We start from the raw sequence: 15659 nt of genomic DNA, 5'->3' as shown, positions 1-15659 counted from the left end.
CGATTCGCGGGCATTGACACCTTGCGGCCTACTGAATAGTTTTCTAGCTTCACCATCAAGCAGACACGGCCAGTTCACCGTGCCCGGCTTCCTGGACGCGTCCGGCGACCCATCCCGCTCGCACTGCCGGGAAGGCCGTGCGGCCCGGCGAGCGGGGGAGACGAAAGCGATGACCTCACCGCCTGCGGTCGATCCGGCCGCGGTGCTGTCGCCGACCGCCGAGTTCCGGGTGCCGCGGCAGGTGTCGAAGTGGACCCCGCGCAGGACCGGCGACGCGCCGCACCGGCCCGCGTACGCTCCGGTGCCGTTGCCGCCGACGGACGCCGAGATGCTCTCCTACCGCAAGCGGCGGCTGGCCGCCCTGATGGTGCCGTCGCTGGTCAGCTTCGGCTGCCTGATCACCAGCCAACTGCTCTTCGTCCGGCTCGCGCCGTGGCTGTGGCTGCTCGCCCCGCTGCTGTTCTTCACCGTCGCCTACTACCTGATCTCGCTCGCGGTCAACCTGTTCACCCCGGGCTTCGACCTGGCCCGGCACCAGGAACTGGTCCGCACCTGGCGGCCGGCCCGGTACCCGACCGTCGACGTCTTCCTGCCGGTCTGCGGCGAACCCGCGCACGTGCTGCGCAACACCTGGGAGCACGTGCGGGCGATGGGCCGCCACTACCGGGGCGAGGTCACCGTCTACGTGCTCGACGACTCGCCCAACGAGGCGATGGAACGGATGGCGCTCGCCTTCGGCTTCGTCTACCAGCGGCGACCCAACCGGGGCTGGTACAAGAAGGCCGGCAACATGCGGTACGCCTTCGAACGCACCATGAGCGACTTCATCCTGGTCCTCGACGCCGACTTCGTCCCGCGTCAGGACATGCTCGACCAGATGCTGCCCTGGTTCGACGCCGAGCCGAAGGCGGGCATCGTGCAGTCGCCGCAGTACTTCCGGGTGCACCTCGGGCAGACCTGGGTGGAGCGCGGGGCCGGGGCGGTGCAGGAGCTGTTCTACCGGTCGGTGCAGGTGTCCCGGCAGGCCCACGACTCGGCGATCTGCGTGGGTAGCTGCGCCGTCTACCGGCGCGACGCGCTGTTCTCCATCGGCGGGTCCACCCTCATCGAGCACTCCGAGGACGTGCACACCGGCTTCGACCTGCGGATGAAGGGGTGGAACCTGCGTTACATCCCGGTCGTGCTGGCCGCCGGGCTCTGCCCGTCGGACGTGGACTCGTTCTTCACCCAGCAGTACCGCTGGTGCGCCGGCTCGATGAGCCTGCTCGGGTCGAGGAAGTTCTGGTCGACGAAGCTGCGGCTGCGGGCCCGGCTCAGCTACATCTCCGGCTTCTGCTACTACCTGCACACCGGGCTGTTCACCTTCGTCGCGCCGGTCATCCCGGTGCTGATGCTGACCGTGTTCGCGCACCAGATCGCGATCGCCAACTACCTGCTGATCCTGCCCAGCGTGGTCTACAACCTGATCATCTTCCCGTTCTGGCACCGCAACCGGTACGGCCTGGAGAGCTGGACGGTCAAGATGATCTACGGCTGGGCGCACGCCTTCGCCATCATCGACATCATCCGGGGCCGGCGGATGGGCTGGCAGCCGACCGGCGGCACCGCCAAGAAGAGCAAGACCAGGCGGCTGTGGACCGGCATGAGGGTCTGGACCGCCGGCACCGGGCTGGTCTGGGTCGGCGTCGCCGGGTGGCGGATGCTCGTCGAACCCGCACCGTGGATCTTCGTACCGGCCCTGCTCAGTGCGGTCTTCTACCTGGCCGTCGTCGGGCAGGCGCTGCTGGTCGACCCGGAACGCGACGTCGAGGTCGTCAGGTGAGGACGAAGTACCTGGTCACCTTCATGCTGGTGCTCGCGCTGGCGTTCACCGAGTTCGCCGTGCTGCGCAGGGTGGACATCCGGGTCGCCGGGTCCGCCGGCGGGCCGGGCGGGGTCGCCGCCACCGAGACACAGATCCCGGCGTACGACGTGACCGCGCTGAAGTCACCGAAGGGCAAGTACCTCGGCGTCACCGTGACCGGCGGCGCCGAGATGGAGCGGGTCCGGAAGTTCGCCGGGGAGACCGGCAAGACGCCCAACCTGGTGGCGATCTTCGAGAGCTTCGACGACAAATTCGCCGCCAGCGAGGTCCGCGAGCTGCACAACTACGGCGCGCTGGCGGTGATCCGCTGGGAGCCGTACGACGTGCCCCTGCGGGACATCGCCGCCGGCAGGCACGACGCGTACGTCAAGGAGTTCGCCGCCGCCGTCCGCACCCTCAACCTGCCGATCGCGCTCACCTTCGCCCACGAGATGAACGGGCACTGGTACTCCTGGGGGACGAAGAAGACCACCGCCGCCGAGTACGTCGCCGCCTGGCGGCACCTGCACGACATCTTCACCCAGCAGGGTGCCACCAACGTGATCTGGACCTGGACCCCGAACGTCGTCAACTACCTGCGCAAGGTCAGCATCAGGGCGCTGTACCCCGGGGACGCCTACGTCGACTGGGTCGGCATGGACGGCTACTACACCAACCGGGGCCCCAAGACGTTCCAGGACCTCTTCGTCCCCACGATCACCCAGATCCGCACCTTCACCAGGCGACCGCTGCTGATCGTGGAGACCGGGGCCGAACCGAGCAGCCGCCGGCCCGCCCAGATCACCGACCTGCTCACCAACGTCGCCCGGCGCAGGGACTTCCTCGGGGTGGCGTACTTCAACATCAACGGCTCCGGGAAGTGGAACATCGACCGGGACGACGCCGCGCTGCGCGCGTTCCGCCGGTCCGCCGCGAAGGACACCTTCGGCTTCGACATCAGGACCGTGAAGTGACCGCGCCGACGGTGCAGTGGACCGGGCAGGCCGACCCGGCGGAGGTCACCGGCCACGCCGTACCCCGGCGGGCGGGTCGGGGCGGCGGCTGGTGGGCGCTGCTGCCTACCGTCGTCGCGCTCGGCCTCGGCTGGTGGCGGCTCGACGCCCGGGACCTGTGGAACGACGAGCTGGTCACCTGGCACGTCACGACGCTCTCGGTCGAGCAGTTCCGGATGCTGGTGGGCAACATCGACCTGGTGCACGCCGGCTACTACCTGATCATGTCGGCGCTGACCACGGTGACCGGGGACTCGACGACCGCCCTGCGGCTGCCGTCGGTGCTCGCGGTGGGGCTCACCGCCGGGCTGGTCACCCTGATCGGGCGGCGGCTCTTCGACACCCCGGTGGGGGTGCTCGCCGGCCTGGTCCTCGCCCTGCTGCCCACCGTCTCCCGGTACGCCCAGGAGGCCCGCTCGTATGCCCTGGTCACCCTGGCGGCGGTGGCGGCCACCTGGATCTTCCTCCGCGCGGTCGACCGGCCGACCCGGGGCCGCTGGTGGGCGTACGGCGTGCTGCTGGTGCTGGTCGGCTGGCTGCACTTCGTCGCGCTGCTGGTGGTGCCCGCGCACCTGTTCCACCTGTGGCGGTCGGTCCCCGGCGAGGAACCGAGGTGGCGGTGGGCGGCGTCCACCGGCATCGCCGGGCTGTTCATCCTGCCGGTGCTGATCCTCGGCAGCCGGCAGTCCGGGCAGATCTCCTGGGTGGAGAGCGACGGCGACGCCGTGCTCCGCTTCCTGGCGAACCTGACCGGCACCACGGCGACCCTGGCGCTGGTCGCGGCGCTCGCCGTGCCCGCGGTGGCGGTCGCCGGCCCACGCTGGCGGGCCACGGTGCTGATGCTGCTGGTCTGGGCCGTGCTGCCCCCGGTCGCCGGCTACCTCACCGCCGGCACGCTGCACCTCTTCCTGGCCCGGTACTTCCTGTTCACCGTCCCGGCGTGGGCGCTGCTCGCCGCGTTCGCGGTCTGCCGCACCGCGCGGCTGGCGACCCGGGAGCGGCTGCCGGCGGCCTGGCTGGCCGGGGCGCTGGTGCTGCTGCCGGTGCTGGCCTGGCAGACCCTGCCGGCCCAGGAGCGGGTCCGCTCCAACGAGGCCGACGGCCAGCCCCGCTACCTCGACGCGGTCCGCTACCTGGGCACCCAGGTCAAGCCGGGTGACGGGGTCGCGTACAACGACGGGTTCGGTGGCTCCAGCGACGTGGCCCGCAAGGCCACCGACTACGGCCTGCGCGACCGGGCCCACCCCCGGGACGTCTTCGTGGCCGTCCCCGCCCGGCAGACCGGTTGGCTGACCGCCCGCGAGTGCCCGGAACCGCTGCCCTGTCTCGGCGACACCAGGCGGATCTGGCTGGTGGAGACCGGCCACCTCGACGACCCGCTGGCCGGGCTGCCGCCGGCCCGGGAGGCCCTGCTGCGGCAGCGCTTCCTGATCCGGCACGTCGAACGGTTCGACCGGGTACGGGTGGTCCTGCTGGAACGCAAACCGGCCTGACCGGGGTGGACGCGGTCAGCGTCGCCGCACGAGCAGCGCCACCGTCACCCCCGGCCGGGAACGGACCTGCTCGACGGTGAACCCGGCCCGCAGCGCGTCGCCCTTACCGCCCGGCACCGCGGCGAGCGGATCGTCGTGTCGCCCGGCGACCACCAGCCAGACCCGGTCCACGCCGGCCAGGCACCCGGCGGGCCGGTCGCACTCGCGGACCCACAGGTCGGCCCGGTCCCGCCGCCCCTCGGCGACCAGCACGTCCCGGGGCCGGGGCCCGTCGGCGGCCCGGTCACCGGTGATCCGGGGCAGGTGGTAGTCGATGCCGAGGTCGAGGAAGAGCCACCCGTGGCGGGGCGCGTAGACCACCGCGTCGCCGGGCCGCTGACCGGCGGCGATCACCGCCGCCGCCCCCCGGTAGTCGACGGTCGCGCTGCGCGGCCAGCCGTGGCTGTGCCGTACCGCCGCCTGGTCGGGCAGCCCGAGCAGGGCGGCGAACGCCACCACCGCCAACCCCGCCCCGACGGGACGGGCCAGGGCGCGCACCGGCCGGGCCTGTGCCCGGCCCGCCGGCGGTGCGGGGCCGGCCAGGGCGGCACCGGCGAGCAGGCAGGCGAAGGGCACCGTGAAGAACAGGTACCGGGGCACCCAGAGGGGCACGGCCAGCGCGGCGACGAAGACCAGGAGCACCGGCAGCAGCACGCAGAGGCCGAGCAGCAGGGCCCGCCGCCCCGAGCGGGCCGCCCCGAGCGCGGCGAGCCCGACGAGCACGCCCCCCACCACGCCGCTCTGCGCCAGCGCGCCCGGCAGGGCCGCCAGGTCCGCCAGCCGGGCCGCGGCGACCCAGTCGAGCTGGTGGGACCGCTGCCGTTGCGCCGTGACCAGCAGCGGCACCAGCACCACCAGGGCGGCCGACACGGCCAGCAGCCACCCGCGCAGCCGCCGTCCCCACCACCTCCCGTCGCCCGGTCCGTCGATACCCGGTCGGCGGTCCGCGGCTGCCGGGCGGGTCGGGCCGGTGGTGGGCGGGCCCCAGGCGGCGAACGTCAGCACCGCCACGGCGTGCCCGGCGAGCAGACCCAGGGCGAGCAGGTGGGCCAGGCCGAGCCCGGCGACGGCCGCCGCGTAGCCGGCCCAGCGCAGCCGGCCGGGACGGTCCAGGGCGCGGACCAGCAGCACGGTGGCCAGCACGGCGAGCAGGGTCACCAGCGCGTACGGCCGGGCCTCCTGCGCGTACCGGGAGGTGCCGGGCAGGACCGCGAAGAGCAGGCCGGCGAGCAGCCCGGCGGACGCCCCGGACAACCGCCGCCCGAGGACGGCCGTGAGGCCCGCCGCCCCCGCCATCGCCAGCACCGAGGGCAGCCGCAACGCCGCCACCGAGTCGCCGAACACCCCGGTCCAGCCGTGCACCACCAGGTAGTACGGCCCCGTCGCCGCGTCGACGGTACGGGTGAGCCGGAACAGGTCCCCGACCGGTCGGGTGGCCGCGCTCCAGGTGGCCAGCTCGTCCCGCCAGGGTTGGGCGCTGCTGAGCCCCGAGCCGCCCGCGACCAGGGTGACCAGCAGCGGCACGGCCCACACCGCCACCCGCGCCGGTCCAGCCTGCGGGCCCGTCGATTGAGATTCGGGAAGAGGCGGGTGCGCATCCGACTGCCCACCCGAATGCCCTTTTTGGGACATTGTGCCCATGGGTCGAGGGTCCCACACCCGACCCGGCGGCACCGCCGGAGCCGGAGGTGACCAGGCTGCCTCGGCGGACACGAGGTGGGGTGCGCGTCCTTTCGAGCTGATGTCGAAGACGATTCACCCGGTCGCAGCCGGTCCGCCCGCTCCGCGATCCCGGCGACCGGTCGTCCGGGTCCTCCTGCCGGGGTCGCCTTCGCGGCGACGCCCGTCCGCTCCCGGTCCGCTCCCCGTCCGCTCCCCGGACGCATCCCGGGTCCCGTCCCGACCCACGGGTTGCCGTCCGAGCGGCCGATCGCCCTCGATCGACTCATGTGGGCCGATGTTGCGGTGTCTTTCCGGCCGGATACCCCTTTTCGCGCCCATTGGCGGCCGTCCCCGCCCCCGGCCGTCCCGCCCCGGTCGCCCCCGCCCCCGGCCGCCCCGTTGACCGTCCGGCCGGCCGTCGGGCCGCCCCGCCCGCCGGGGGCGGTGACGGTGGGGATGCGGCCCGTGATGTGGGATGCCGCACGCGGTCATTGGCCGGTTTCCGCAGGGTGTGGGAACATGGCTGTATGACCGCCGCTGTCGTCCGCCGCTTCGTGGCACGTCGCCACGTCGACTACGGCCGCGTGCGCAGCGCGATCTGTCCGGCCCACTGACGACGCCCGACCCATCCGTCTCGGGCGCGTATTCTGCGCCGGCCGTTCCGACACCGTTGTCCTCGGCCCTTACCGGGCCGGCCGCCGCCGCGTCCGCGCTCCCCCCGAGGCACCGCAGAGACAACGGAGGACGCCGCGATGGCGGTCAGCAGCACCCCGGCCCGTCCCGGGAACCCGACGGCCACCACCGTCCCCGCCACCCGTGCCCCCCGCCGTCCCCGTGGCGAGGGACAGTGGGCCCTCGGCCACCGCGAGCCGCTCAACCCCAACGAGCGGATCAAGAAGGACGACGACCCGCTGAACGTCCGGGCCCGGATCGAGAACATCTACGCCCACGGCGGGTTCGCCTCGATCGACCCGCAGGACCTGCGCGGCCGGTTCCGCTGGTGGGGCCTCTACACCCAGCGTAAGGCCGGCATCGACGGCGGGCGCACCGCCGTGCTGGAGCCGCACGAGCTGGAGGACGAGTTCTTCATGCTCCGGGTCCGGGTCGACGGCGGCCAGCTCTCCCTGGCCCAGCTCCGGGTGATCGCCGACATCTCCCGGGAGTTCGCCCGGGACACCGCCGACATCACCGACCGGCAGAACATCCAGTACCACTGGATCCGGGTCGAGGACATGCCGGAGATCTGGCGTCGGCTGGAGTCGGTCGGCCTGCAGACCACCGAGGCGTGCGGCGACTGCCCCCGGATCGTGCTGGGCAGCCCGGTCGCCGGGGTGGCCGAGGACGAGGTGCTCGACCCGACCCCCGCGCTCGACGAGATCGTCCGCCGGTACGTCGGCGACAAGGCGTACTCGAACCTGCCCCGCAAGTTCAAGACCACCATCTCCTGGCTGGTCGACACGCCGTACGAGGCCAATGACATCGCCTTCCTCGGGGTCGAGCACCCGGAGCACGGCCCCGGCTTCGACGTCTGGGTCGGCGGCGGCCTGTCCACCAACCCGATGCTGGCCAAGCGGCTCGGCGTCTGGGTGCCGCTGGCCGAGGTGCCGGACGTCTGGGCGGGCGTGGTCGGCATCTTCCGCGACTACGGCTACCGCCGGCTGCGCAACCGCGCCCGGTTGAAGTTCCTGGTCGCCGACTGGGGCGTGGAGAAGTTCCGCGAGGTGCTGGAGAAGGAGTACCTGGGGCGCACCCTGCTCGACGGTCCGGCCCCCCAGCTGCCCGACAAGCCGGTCGACCACATCGGCGTGCACCGGCAGCGCGACGGGCGCAACTACATCGGGGCCGCCCCGGTGGTCGGGCGGGTCTCCGGCGGGCAGTTGGCCAAGCTCGCCGACGTGGTCGAGGCGCACGGCAGCGACCGGGTCCGGCTCACGCCGTACCAGAAGCTGCTGGTGCTGGACGTGCCGCCGGCGCGGACCGAGTCCCTGGTCGACGAGCTGCGCGGGATCGGCCTGGAGGCCCGGCCGTCGGCCTGGCGGCGCGGCACCATGGCCTGCACCGGCATCGAGTTCTGCAAGCTGGCCATCGTCGAGACCAAGGCGCGCGGCGAGGAGCTGGTGGCCCGGCTGGAGGAGCGGCTGCGTGACTTCGACGCGGACATCTCCATCCACATCAACGGCTGCCCGAACGCCTGTGCCCGCACCCAGGTCGCCGACATCGGCCTCAAGGGTCAGCTGGTGGTCGGCCCCGACGGCCGGCAGGTGGAGGGCTTCCAGGTGCACCTCGGCGGCGGGCTGGGCATGGCCCAGGGGCAGACCGCCGGGTTCGGCCGCAAGCTGCGCGGCCTGAAGACCACCGCCGACGAGCTTCCGGAGTACGTGGAACGACTGGCCCGCCGCTACCTGGCCGGCCGGACCGAGGGCGAGACGTTCGCCAACTGGGTGATCAGGGTCGACGAGGAGGAACTCCGATGAGCGAAACCCGATCCGCGCCGCTGCACTGCCCGTACTGCGGCGAAGAGGACCTGCGGCCGAACGAGGCCGGACACGGCGCCTGGGAGTGCCACGCCTGCGCCCGGGTCTTCACCGTCAAGTTCAACGGCCTGCTGAGTCGGGCGGTGACCCGGTGACCGGGCTGCTCTCCGCCACCGGTCTGGGCCTGGTCGGCCCCGGTGGCCCGAGGACGGCCGACCCGGCCCGTCGTGACCCGGCGGAGCTGCGGGCGCTGGCCGAGCGGGCCGGCCGCGAGCTGGAGGGCGCCCCGGCGCTGGAGATCGCCAGGTGGGCGGCCGACACCTTCGGCGACCGGTTCTGCGTGACCAGCTCGATGGCCGACGCCGTGCTGGCCCACCTGGTGTCCCGGGTCGCCCCCGGGGTGGACGTGATCTTCCTGGACACCGGGCTGCACTTCCCGGAGACGCTGCGGGTCCGCGACGAGGTGGCCCGCCGGTTGCCGGTGAACGTGCGCTCGATCCGGCCCCGGCAGACCGTCGGCCAGCAGGACGGCGAGTACGGCCCCCGGTTGTTCAACCGCTCCCCGGACGACTGCTGCCAGCTGCGCAAGGTCGAGCCGTTGGAACGGGCCCTGTCCGGGTACGACGCCTGGGCCGCCGGGCTGCGCCGGGACGAGTCGCCGACCCGGGCGAACACGCCTGTGGTGACGTTCGACCCCCGACGCGGCAAGGTGAAGGTGAACCCGATCGCCGCCTGGTCCCAGGCCGACGTGGACTCCTACATCTCCCGCTACGACATCCCGGTCAACGAGCTGCTCAGCCGGGGCTACGGCTCGGTCGGCTGCTGGCCGTGCACCCGCCGGACCAGGGCGGGGGAGGACCCCCGGGCCGGCCGCTGGGCCATGTTCGAGAAGACCGAGTGCGGCCTGCACGTCTGACCGGGCCGGAGCACGCCCCGACGCCCGGCGCTTCGGCGCGGGCCGGCGCGGGTGTGCCGGTGGTGCTGGTGGCGCACGGCAGCCGGGACCCCCGGGCTGCGGCGGCGACCCGGGCGCTGGCCCGTGCCGTCGGTGCCGCCCGTCCCGGTACGCCGGTGCTGCCCAGTTGGCTCGACCACACCGAGCCGGGGCCGACGGAGGTGCTGCGGGGGTTGGCGGCCGACGGTCACCGTACGGCGGTCGTGGTGCCCCTGCTGCTGACCGCCGCGTACCACAGGCGGGTGGACGTCCCGGCGGCGGTGGCGGCGGCCCGGCAGGCCGCTCCCGGGCTGACGGTACGGGTCACCGACGTGCTCGGGCCGGCCGACGGGACGGTGGACGCGGGGTTGCTGGCGGGGCTTGGCCACCGGCTGGCGCAGGCGCGGCCGGGGCCGGTGGACGCGTTGGTGCTGGCGGCGGCGGGCACCCGGGACGCGCGGGCCCGGGGTTCGGTGGGGCGGGTCGCCGCCGCCCTCGCCGCCGGGTACGGGGTGCCCTGCACGGTGGCGTACGCCTCGGCGGCCCCGCCGACGGCCGGCGTGGCGGTGACCCGGCTGCGGGCGGCCGGGGCGCGACAGGTGGCGGTGGTGGCGTACTTCCTCGCGCCGGGGCTGTTCCACGACGCGGTGGTGGCGGCGGCGGAGCGGGCCGGCGCGGTGGCCGTCAGCGCCCCGCTGAACGACTCGCCGGATCTGGTGGATCTGGTGCTGCGCCGGGTCGACACGTCGGGTGACGGGAGTCACTCACATGTTCATTACCGTCGGTAATTGTCTCGCGACAATACATTGACGAATTCTGATCACGGGGAGTGCGGGCAGCAGAACGCCCCGGCGGGCGGACCCGGCCGGGGCGGACAGCGTGTGTGATCGGTTTTTTCAGGCGGAGTGAGCGCGCAGCACCCGGAGACCGCCACGGCGCTTGACCGCGCGGCGCTCCTCTTCGCTCATCCCGCCCCAGACGCCGGCGTCCTGACCGGACTCCAGTGCCCACTGGAGGCACTGGTCGGTCACGGAGCAGCGCCGGCAGACGGCCTTGGCCTGCTCGACCTGCAGGACAGCAGGGCCGGACGTCCCGATCGGGAAGAACAGCTCCGGGTCCTCGTCGCGGCAGACGGCATTGTGACGCCAGTCCATGGCGGCAACACTCCTCATTCTGGATGGATGGCAGTTAACGCTGGTGCTTTTCTTATATCCGTCCGCAGTGCCGGTCGTCACGGTTCGCGTACGACTATTCGGCAATGCGTGAGCAGACTCGTTTCAGCGCCTGGGCCTGCTGGAACTGCTCAACCGGCCGAGCATATCCAGGCAATGTCCCGGTAACTCAAGTTCGCTTGTGAATACTTTCACGAACGAACGCGATGTCAAGGGGTGACGCTCGGAAAAACTCCGCTCGGTGAGCAAGCTCACGACCCTTTTGTCCGGTTTCCAGGCTTCCCTGTTACCCGGCGTACCACAGTCGAGGATCAATATAGTACAGTCCGCGTGACATTGCTGACATTTCCGGCACTCCTCCTCGGTGTGGCGGCCACCGCGCCGCGCGGTGTCCCGACCGCTCGACCTAGGGCGTTACCCGAGACCTAGCAGATTACTCTCAGTGCGCCGGAAACGGAGGTGAATCTGACTTTGTGTCGCTCGCCGAGGTAGTCCCCGTCCAGCTGGAAGGCCTGCGGGCGGGCCGAGACCAGCGTGAACTCCTCCAGATCGTGCAACCGGAGCACCTGCTTGCCCCGCGGATCGGGGTGTCGGGAGAGGAACTGCGTCACCGTCCGTGTCGTGCTGGCGACGCGGAGCTGACGGAGCGCCATCACGTCCAGCCCGAGATCGAACGACGCCTCCGGGTTCGGGTTGACCTCCCGGTCGCCCAGGTACGTCCACGGCGCGGTGTTCTGGATGATCACGGTCGCCAGCTCGCCCTCGGCCGGCTCGCCCGGCCGCTCCAGGCTGATCGTCGGATGCCGCCGGTGGGAGCCGAGGAAGTAGTGACTCAGGGTGGAACGGAAGTAGAGCGAGGGTGAGGAGACCCGCCCCCGCCGCCGGGCCTGCTCCACCCGGTGGATCACCGCCGCGTCCAACCCGAAGCCGGCGCAGAAGGTGAAGTAGCGGTCGTCGGCCCGGCCCAGCCCGATCGTGCGGGACCGGCCCAGCCGCAGCCCCTCCAGGATCATGCTGGTGCCGTCCGCCCACTCCCGGGGCAGCCCGAGGGCGCGGGCGAAGACGTTCGTCGAGCCGCCCGGCACGGTGGCCAGCGCCGGCAGCCGCTCCGCCGGGGAGCCACCGGTGCGGATCGTCGGGGGATCGGCCGTCATCAGGCCGTTGACCACCTCGTTGACCGTGCCGTCACCACCCAGGGTGACCACCAGGTCGACGCCCTCCTGGGCGGCCTCCCGGGCCAGGTCGGTGGCGTGGCCCCGGCGTCGGGTGTACCGCACCGACAGGTCTACTTGGCTGCGCAGCGCCCGGACCAGCACGTCCCGGCTGCGTTCGCTGGTGGTGGTGGCCTTCGGATTGACCACCAGGACGGCCCGCATGGCCGGCACTTTACGTGATGGGACGGGGGTATCGTGGCCCGCGTGACGATCGACTCCGCGCCGGTTCCCGACACCCTGCGCTGGGCGGTACGCCTGCTGCGGGCCGAGGCCGTCGCCCTCGCGCTGCTCGCCGGTTGGCTGGTCTGGGCCGACCTCACCGCCACCAAGACCGACCTGGTCTCGGCACTCTTCGTGACCGGGTTCGCCATCGCCGGTGCGGTCGCGCTCTGGGCGTTGGGCGGGGCGCTGGGCCGCCGTCGGGCCGGTGCCCGCGCCCCGGCGATGGTGCTGGAGCTGATGCTGCTGCCGGTCGGCTGGTTCATGATCTCCGGCGGGCTGGGCTGGCTCGGCGTACCGCTGATGGCGCTCGGGGTGGGCGTCTGCGCGCTGCTGGTCAGCCCGCCGACCACCCGGGCCCTGGGCTTCGGCTGACCCACGCCGCCCGGGGGCGGGGCGCGGTGACGCCGGCAGGCCCGGTCAGTAGCCGGCGGAGCGGCGGGTCAGCAGCGAGATGGTGGCCCGGCCCTGGGCGGACTCGGCCGCCGCCGCCGTGGTCAGCGCGGTGAGCACCTTCCAGGCGAACGAGGACTCCCCGGGCAGGGCCGCGCCCCGCACGGTCGGCACCGTCACCTCGACGGTCAGCGCGTCCTCGGTGACCGAGAACCGGCACTCCAACTCGGCGTCGCGGGTGGCGATGGCGAGCAGCATCGCGCACGCCTCGTCGACCGCGATGCGCAGGTCCTCGATCTCGTCGAGCGCGAACTGGAGGCGGGCCGCGAGCCCCGCCGTGGCGGTGCGCAGCACGCCCAGGTAGCCGCCGTCGGCGGGCACGGTGAGGTGCACGACGTCGTCGTCGGTCGCTGGCTGGCCGGTCAGTTGAGTCACGCCTCATCCCCCCGGTCCGGGACTCTACCCGGCCGGGCGGACGGACGCGTGGCCGACGTCACCCCTTCGGCGGCGAGGTCGTGCAGGGCCGCCCCGTCGAGCCGGTAGGGCACCCACTCGGTCATCGGCTCGGCCCCGATCGAGGCGTAGAACCGGGCCGCCGGGTTCCAGTCGAGCATCCACCACTCCAGCCGCCGGTAGCCGCGCTCCACGCAGATCCCGGCGAGGGTGGCGAGCAGCGCCCGGCCGGCGCCGGTGCCCCGGTACGCCGGGCGGACGTACAGGTCCTCCAGGTAGATGCCGTGCACGCCGGCCCAGGTGGAGAAGTTGAGGAACCACAGCGCGAAGCCGACCGGCCGGTCGGCGTCGTCCACCGCGACGTGCCCGAACAGTGCCGGGGCCGGCCCGAACAGGGCGGTGTCGAGCTGTGCCGGGGTCAGCCCGCAGCGGTCGGCGGCCTTCTCGTAGTCGGCCAACTCGTGCACCATCGCGACGATGGCCGGCACGTCCCCAGGACGCGCCGGCCGGATCGTCGGTGCCGTGACGGGCAGGCTCACGCCTGCTTGGTCTCCCAGAAGATCTTGGAGATCTCGTCGATCTTCTGGAGCAGCTCGTCGGCCTTGGCCGGGTCGGTCGCACCCTTGGCGCCGGCCGCGCCGGCCGCCTTGGTGGCCTCGTTGAACAGCTGGTGCAGGTGCGGGTACTTCTCGAAGTGCGGCGGCTTGAAGTAGTCCGTCCAGAGCACCCACAGGTGGTGCTTGACCAGGTCGGCGCGCTGCTCCTTGATCAGGATCGCCCGGGTGCGGAACTCCGGGTCCGTGTTCGCCTGGTACTTCTCGCAGATCATTTTGACCGACTCGGCCTCGATCCGGGCCTGTGCCGGGTCGTACACGCCGCAGGGCAGGTCACAGTGTGCGCTGGCGGTCACACGGGGCGAAAGGATGCGGGGAAGTCGCATCAGGCTCCTCCATGGGATGTTTGCGATGATCCGAGCCGACATTACTCCTGACGACGTCCCCGGCAGGGACGGAGGGGAAACCTCGTGACGGTCGGCGGCTCCGGTCCCACCCTTCGGTCGCGCGCCCCGCTCACCGCCGTCGGCGTGACCGGGCCGTCCATGTCGCCCACCCTGCGCCACGGCGACGCCCTGCTGGTCCGCCGGGGCGGCCGGCCCGTCCGCCCCGGCGACGTGGTGGTGGCCGTGTTCCGCAGCCGCCCGGACCTGTTGGTGGTCAAGCGCGCCGTACGCCCGCAGGACGGGGGGTGGTGGCTGCACGGCGACAACGCGCTGGTCACCGACGACTCCCGGGCGTACGGGGTGGCCGACGTGCTGGGTCGGGTGGTGTTCCGCTACTGGCCCCGCCCCGGCCGGCCGGCCCCCGCACCGATATGACCCTCCTCACAACCCGGTGCGGGTGGGCTGACTATGCTCGGGGTGTGCCCGGGTGACCCCCGTACCGCGTACCGCGTGTCGCCGCTCCGCCTCACCTCGCGCCCTCGCGCCGGCCGCTCCGTCTGCTCGACAGATCCTGGAGTCACCATGTCTGCGTCCACCGTGGATCCCGCCGATCCCGTCTTCCGACTGCACCTCGGCGGCAAGCTCGCCGTCGCCTCGACCGTCCCGCTGACCAGCCGTGAGGACCTCTCGCTCGCGTACACCCCGGGGGTGGCCCGGGTGTGCGAGGCGATCGCCGCCGACCCCGCGCTGGTCGACGACTACACCTGGGTGTCGCACACCGTCGCCGTCGTCACCGACGGCTCCGCCGTGCTCGGCCTCGGCAACATCGGCCCGCGCGCGGCGCTGCCGGTGATGGAGGGCAAGGCCGTGCTGTTCAAGCAGTTCGCCGGCGTCGACGCGGTGCCGGTCTGTCTGGACACCCAGGACGTCGACGAGATCGTGGCGACGGTCCGGGCCCTCGCCCCCTCGTTCGGCGGGATCAACCTGGAGGACATCAGCGCCCCACGCTGCTTCGAGGTGGAGCGGCGGCTCGACGAGGCGCTGCCCATCCCGGTCTTCCACGACGACCAGCACGGCACCGCGATCGTGGTGCTGGCCGCGCTGCGCAACGCGGCCAGCCTGCTGAACCGCAAGCTCGGCGACCTGCGGGTGACGGTGAGCGGGGCCGGCGCGGCCGGGGTCGCGGTCACCCACATGCTCGTCGCCGGGGGAGTGGACCCCGAACAGGTGGTGGTCTGCGACTCCAGGGGCGTCATCGGCCGGCACCGCGACGACCTGACCGAGACCAAGGCGCACCTCGCCGCGACCACCAACGCGCAGGGACGGCGCGGTGACGTCACCGAGGCGTTGCGCGGCGCGGACGTGCTGATCGGCGTCTCCGGCGGGCGGATCCCCGAGGTGGCGGTCGCCGGGATGGCCCCGGGCGGCATCGTCTTCGCGCTGGCCAACCCCACCCCCGAGGTGGACCCGGAGGTCGCCGCCCGGCACGTGGCGGTGGTCGCCACCGGGCGCAGCGACTACCCCAACCAGATCAACAACGTGCTCGCCTTCCCCGGGGTGTTCCGGGGCGCGCTGGACGCCCGCGCCACCCGGATCACCGACGGGATGAAGGTGGCCGCCGCCGACGCGATCGCCGGGGTGGTCGACGGGGCGCTCACCCCGGACGCCATCGTGCCGTCCCCGCTCGACCCCCGGGTCGCCCCGGCGGTGGCGGAGGCGGTGGCCCGGGCGGCCCGCCACGACGGCGTCGCCCGCGCCTGAGCCGCCACGTCGCGTGCCGCCCGACCGGCGCGTGACGTGCCCCCCACCG

At 72.8% G+C, this 15659-nt stretch carries 16 protein-coding genes; 10 read left to right on the top strand and 6 right to left on the bottom strand.

Features of this window, described 5'->3' with window-relative positions; translation table 11 throughout:
* The first annotated feature begins 169 nt into the window (after positions 1 to 169).
* From B5D80_RS23035 to B5D80_RS23025, 3 genes are read left to right on the top strand one after another with little or no spacing between them, the layout of a single operon-like run.
* Positions 170 to 1822, top strand: coding sequence for a glycosyltransferase family 2 protein (locus B5D80_RS23035; RefSeq protein ID WP_211291617.1), 1653 nt, complete (start codon positions 170 to 172; stop codon positions 1820 to 1822).
* Positions 1819 to 2817 (top strand): glycoside hydrolase family 26 protein, encoded by a 999-nt coding sequence (locus B5D80_RS23030; protein ID WP_088646007.1) that lies wholly within the window; start codon positions 1819 to 1821, stop codon positions 2815 to 2817. Before B5D80_RS23035 ends, B5D80_RS23030 begins: the two co-directional genes overlap by 4 nt.
* Positions 2814 to 4349, top strand: coding sequence for a glycosyltransferase family 39 protein (locus tag B5D80_RS23025; protein WP_088646006.1), 1536 nt, complete (start codon positions 2814 to 2816; stop codon positions 4347 to 4349). The genes B5D80_RS23030 and B5D80_RS23025 overlap by 4 nt, the downstream gene beginning before the upstream one ends.
* A gap of 15 nt (positions 4350 to 4364) precedes the next feature.
* On the opposite strand, the gene B5D80_RS23020 is transcribed toward B5D80_RS23025, so the two are convergent.
* A complete protein-coding gene (locus B5D80_RS23020) occupies positions 4365 to 5927 on the bottom strand; it encodes a glycosyltransferase family 39 protein (protein WP_245854901.1) in 1563 nt (520 codons plus the stop codon).
* An 875-nt stretch (positions 5928 to 6802) separates the two neighbouring features.
* Between B5D80_RS23020 and B5D80_RS23015 the strand changes: the two genes are divergently transcribed.
* Genes B5D80_RS23015 through B5D80_RS23005 form a run of 4 tightly spaced genes read left to right on the top strand, consistent with a single transcriptional unit; the run spans position 6803 to position 10246 of the window.
* A complete protein-coding gene (locus B5D80_RS23015) occupies positions 6803 to 8524 on the top strand; it encodes a nitrite/sulfite reductase (RefSeq protein ID WP_088646004.1) in 1722 nt (573 codons plus the stop codon).
* Positions 8521 to 8679 (top strand): IS1 family transposase, encoded by a 159-nt coding sequence (locus B5D80_RS33725; RefSeq protein WP_141723017.1) that lies wholly within the window; start codon positions 8521 to 8523, stop codon positions 8677 to 8679. The genes B5D80_RS23015 and B5D80_RS33725 overlap by 4 nt, the downstream gene beginning before the upstream one ends.
* Positions 8676 to 9440, top strand: a complete 765-nt coding sequence (locus B5D80_RS23010) for a phosphoadenylyl-sulfate reductase (RefSeq protein WP_088646003.1) — start codon at positions 8676 to 8678, stop codon at positions 9438 to 9440. The genes B5D80_RS33725 and B5D80_RS23010 overlap by 4 nt, the downstream gene beginning before the upstream one ends.
* Entirely contained in the window at positions 9422 to 10246 is an 825-nt protein-coding gene (locus tag B5D80_RS23005) for a sirohydrochlorin chelatase (RefSeq protein WP_425437238.1), read from the top strand. Before B5D80_RS23010 ends, B5D80_RS23005 begins: the two co-directional genes overlap by 19 nt.
* A 108-nt stretch (positions 10247 to 10354) precedes the next feature.
* On the opposite strand, the gene B5D80_RS23000 is transcribed toward B5D80_RS23005, so the two are convergent.
* Positions 10355 to 10612: a WhiB family transcriptional regulator gene (locus B5D80_RS23000; protein WP_067311984.1), complete on the bottom strand. Its 258-nt coding sequence runs from the start codon at positions 10610 to 10612 to the stop codon at positions 10355 to 10357.
* Positions 10613 to 11055: 443 nt separating this feature from the next.
* A complete protein-coding gene (locus B5D80_RS22995) occupies positions 11056 to 12006 on the bottom strand; it encodes a diacylglycerol/lipid kinase family protein (protein ID WP_088646002.1) in 951 nt (316 codons plus the stop codon).
* 42 nt (positions 12007 to 12048) lie between these two features.
* On the opposite strand from B5D80_RS22995, the gene B5D80_RS22990 reads away from it, so the two are divergent.
* Entirely contained in the window at positions 12049 to 12438 is a 390-nt protein-coding gene (locus B5D80_RS22990; protein WP_088646001.1) for a hypothetical protein, read from the top strand.
* Positions 12439 to 12483: 45 nt separating this feature from the next.
* On the opposite strand, the gene B5D80_RS22985 is transcribed toward B5D80_RS22990, so the two are convergent.
* Genes B5D80_RS22985 through sodN form a run of 3 tightly spaced genes read right to left on the bottom strand, consistent with a single transcriptional unit; the run spans position 12484 to position 13849 of the window.
* Positions 12484 to 12891, bottom strand: a complete 408-nt coding sequence (locus tag B5D80_RS22985) for an ATP-binding protein (protein ID WP_088646000.1) — start codon at positions 12889 to 12891, stop codon at positions 12484 to 12486.
* Positions 12888 to 13448: a GNAT family N-acetyltransferase gene (locus B5D80_RS22980; RefSeq protein WP_245854898.1), complete on the bottom strand. Its 561-nt coding sequence runs from the start codon at positions 13446 to 13448 to the stop codon at positions 12888 to 12890. Before B5D80_RS22980 ends, B5D80_RS22985 begins: the two co-directional genes overlap by 4 nt.
* Complete coding sequence (gene sodN, locus B5D80_RS22975) at positions 13445 to 13849, bottom strand: superoxide dismutase, Ni (protein WP_088645999.1); 405 nt, start codon at positions 13847 to 13849, stop codon at positions 13445 to 13447. Before sodN ends, B5D80_RS22980 begins: the two co-directional genes overlap by 4 nt.
* 84 nt (positions 13850 to 13933) lie before the next feature.
* On the opposite strand from sodN, the gene B5D80_RS22970 reads away from it, so the two are divergent.
* A complete protein-coding gene (locus B5D80_RS22970) occupies positions 13934 to 14284 on the top strand; it encodes a S24/S26 family peptidase (protein WP_281253492.1) in 351 nt (116 codons plus the stop codon).
* A 147-nt stretch (positions 14285 to 14431) separates the two neighbouring features.
* Positions 14432 to 15610: an NAD(P)-dependent malic enzyme gene (locus B5D80_RS22965; protein WP_088645998.1), complete on the top strand. Its 1179-nt coding sequence runs from the start codon at positions 14432 to 14434 to the stop codon at positions 15608 to 15610.
* The last annotated feature ends 49 nt before the right edge of the window (positions 15611 to 15659 follow it).

The sequence above is a fragment of the Micromonospora wenchangensis genome (assembly GCF_002210435.1).
GTDB classification, from domain to species: domain Bacteria; phylum Actinomycetota; class Actinomycetes; order Mycobacteriales; family Micromonosporaceae; genus Micromonospora; species Micromonospora wenchangensis.
Note: the sequence above shows the minus strand (reverse complement) of the source record. Positions and strands in the feature narration are given on the sequence as shown.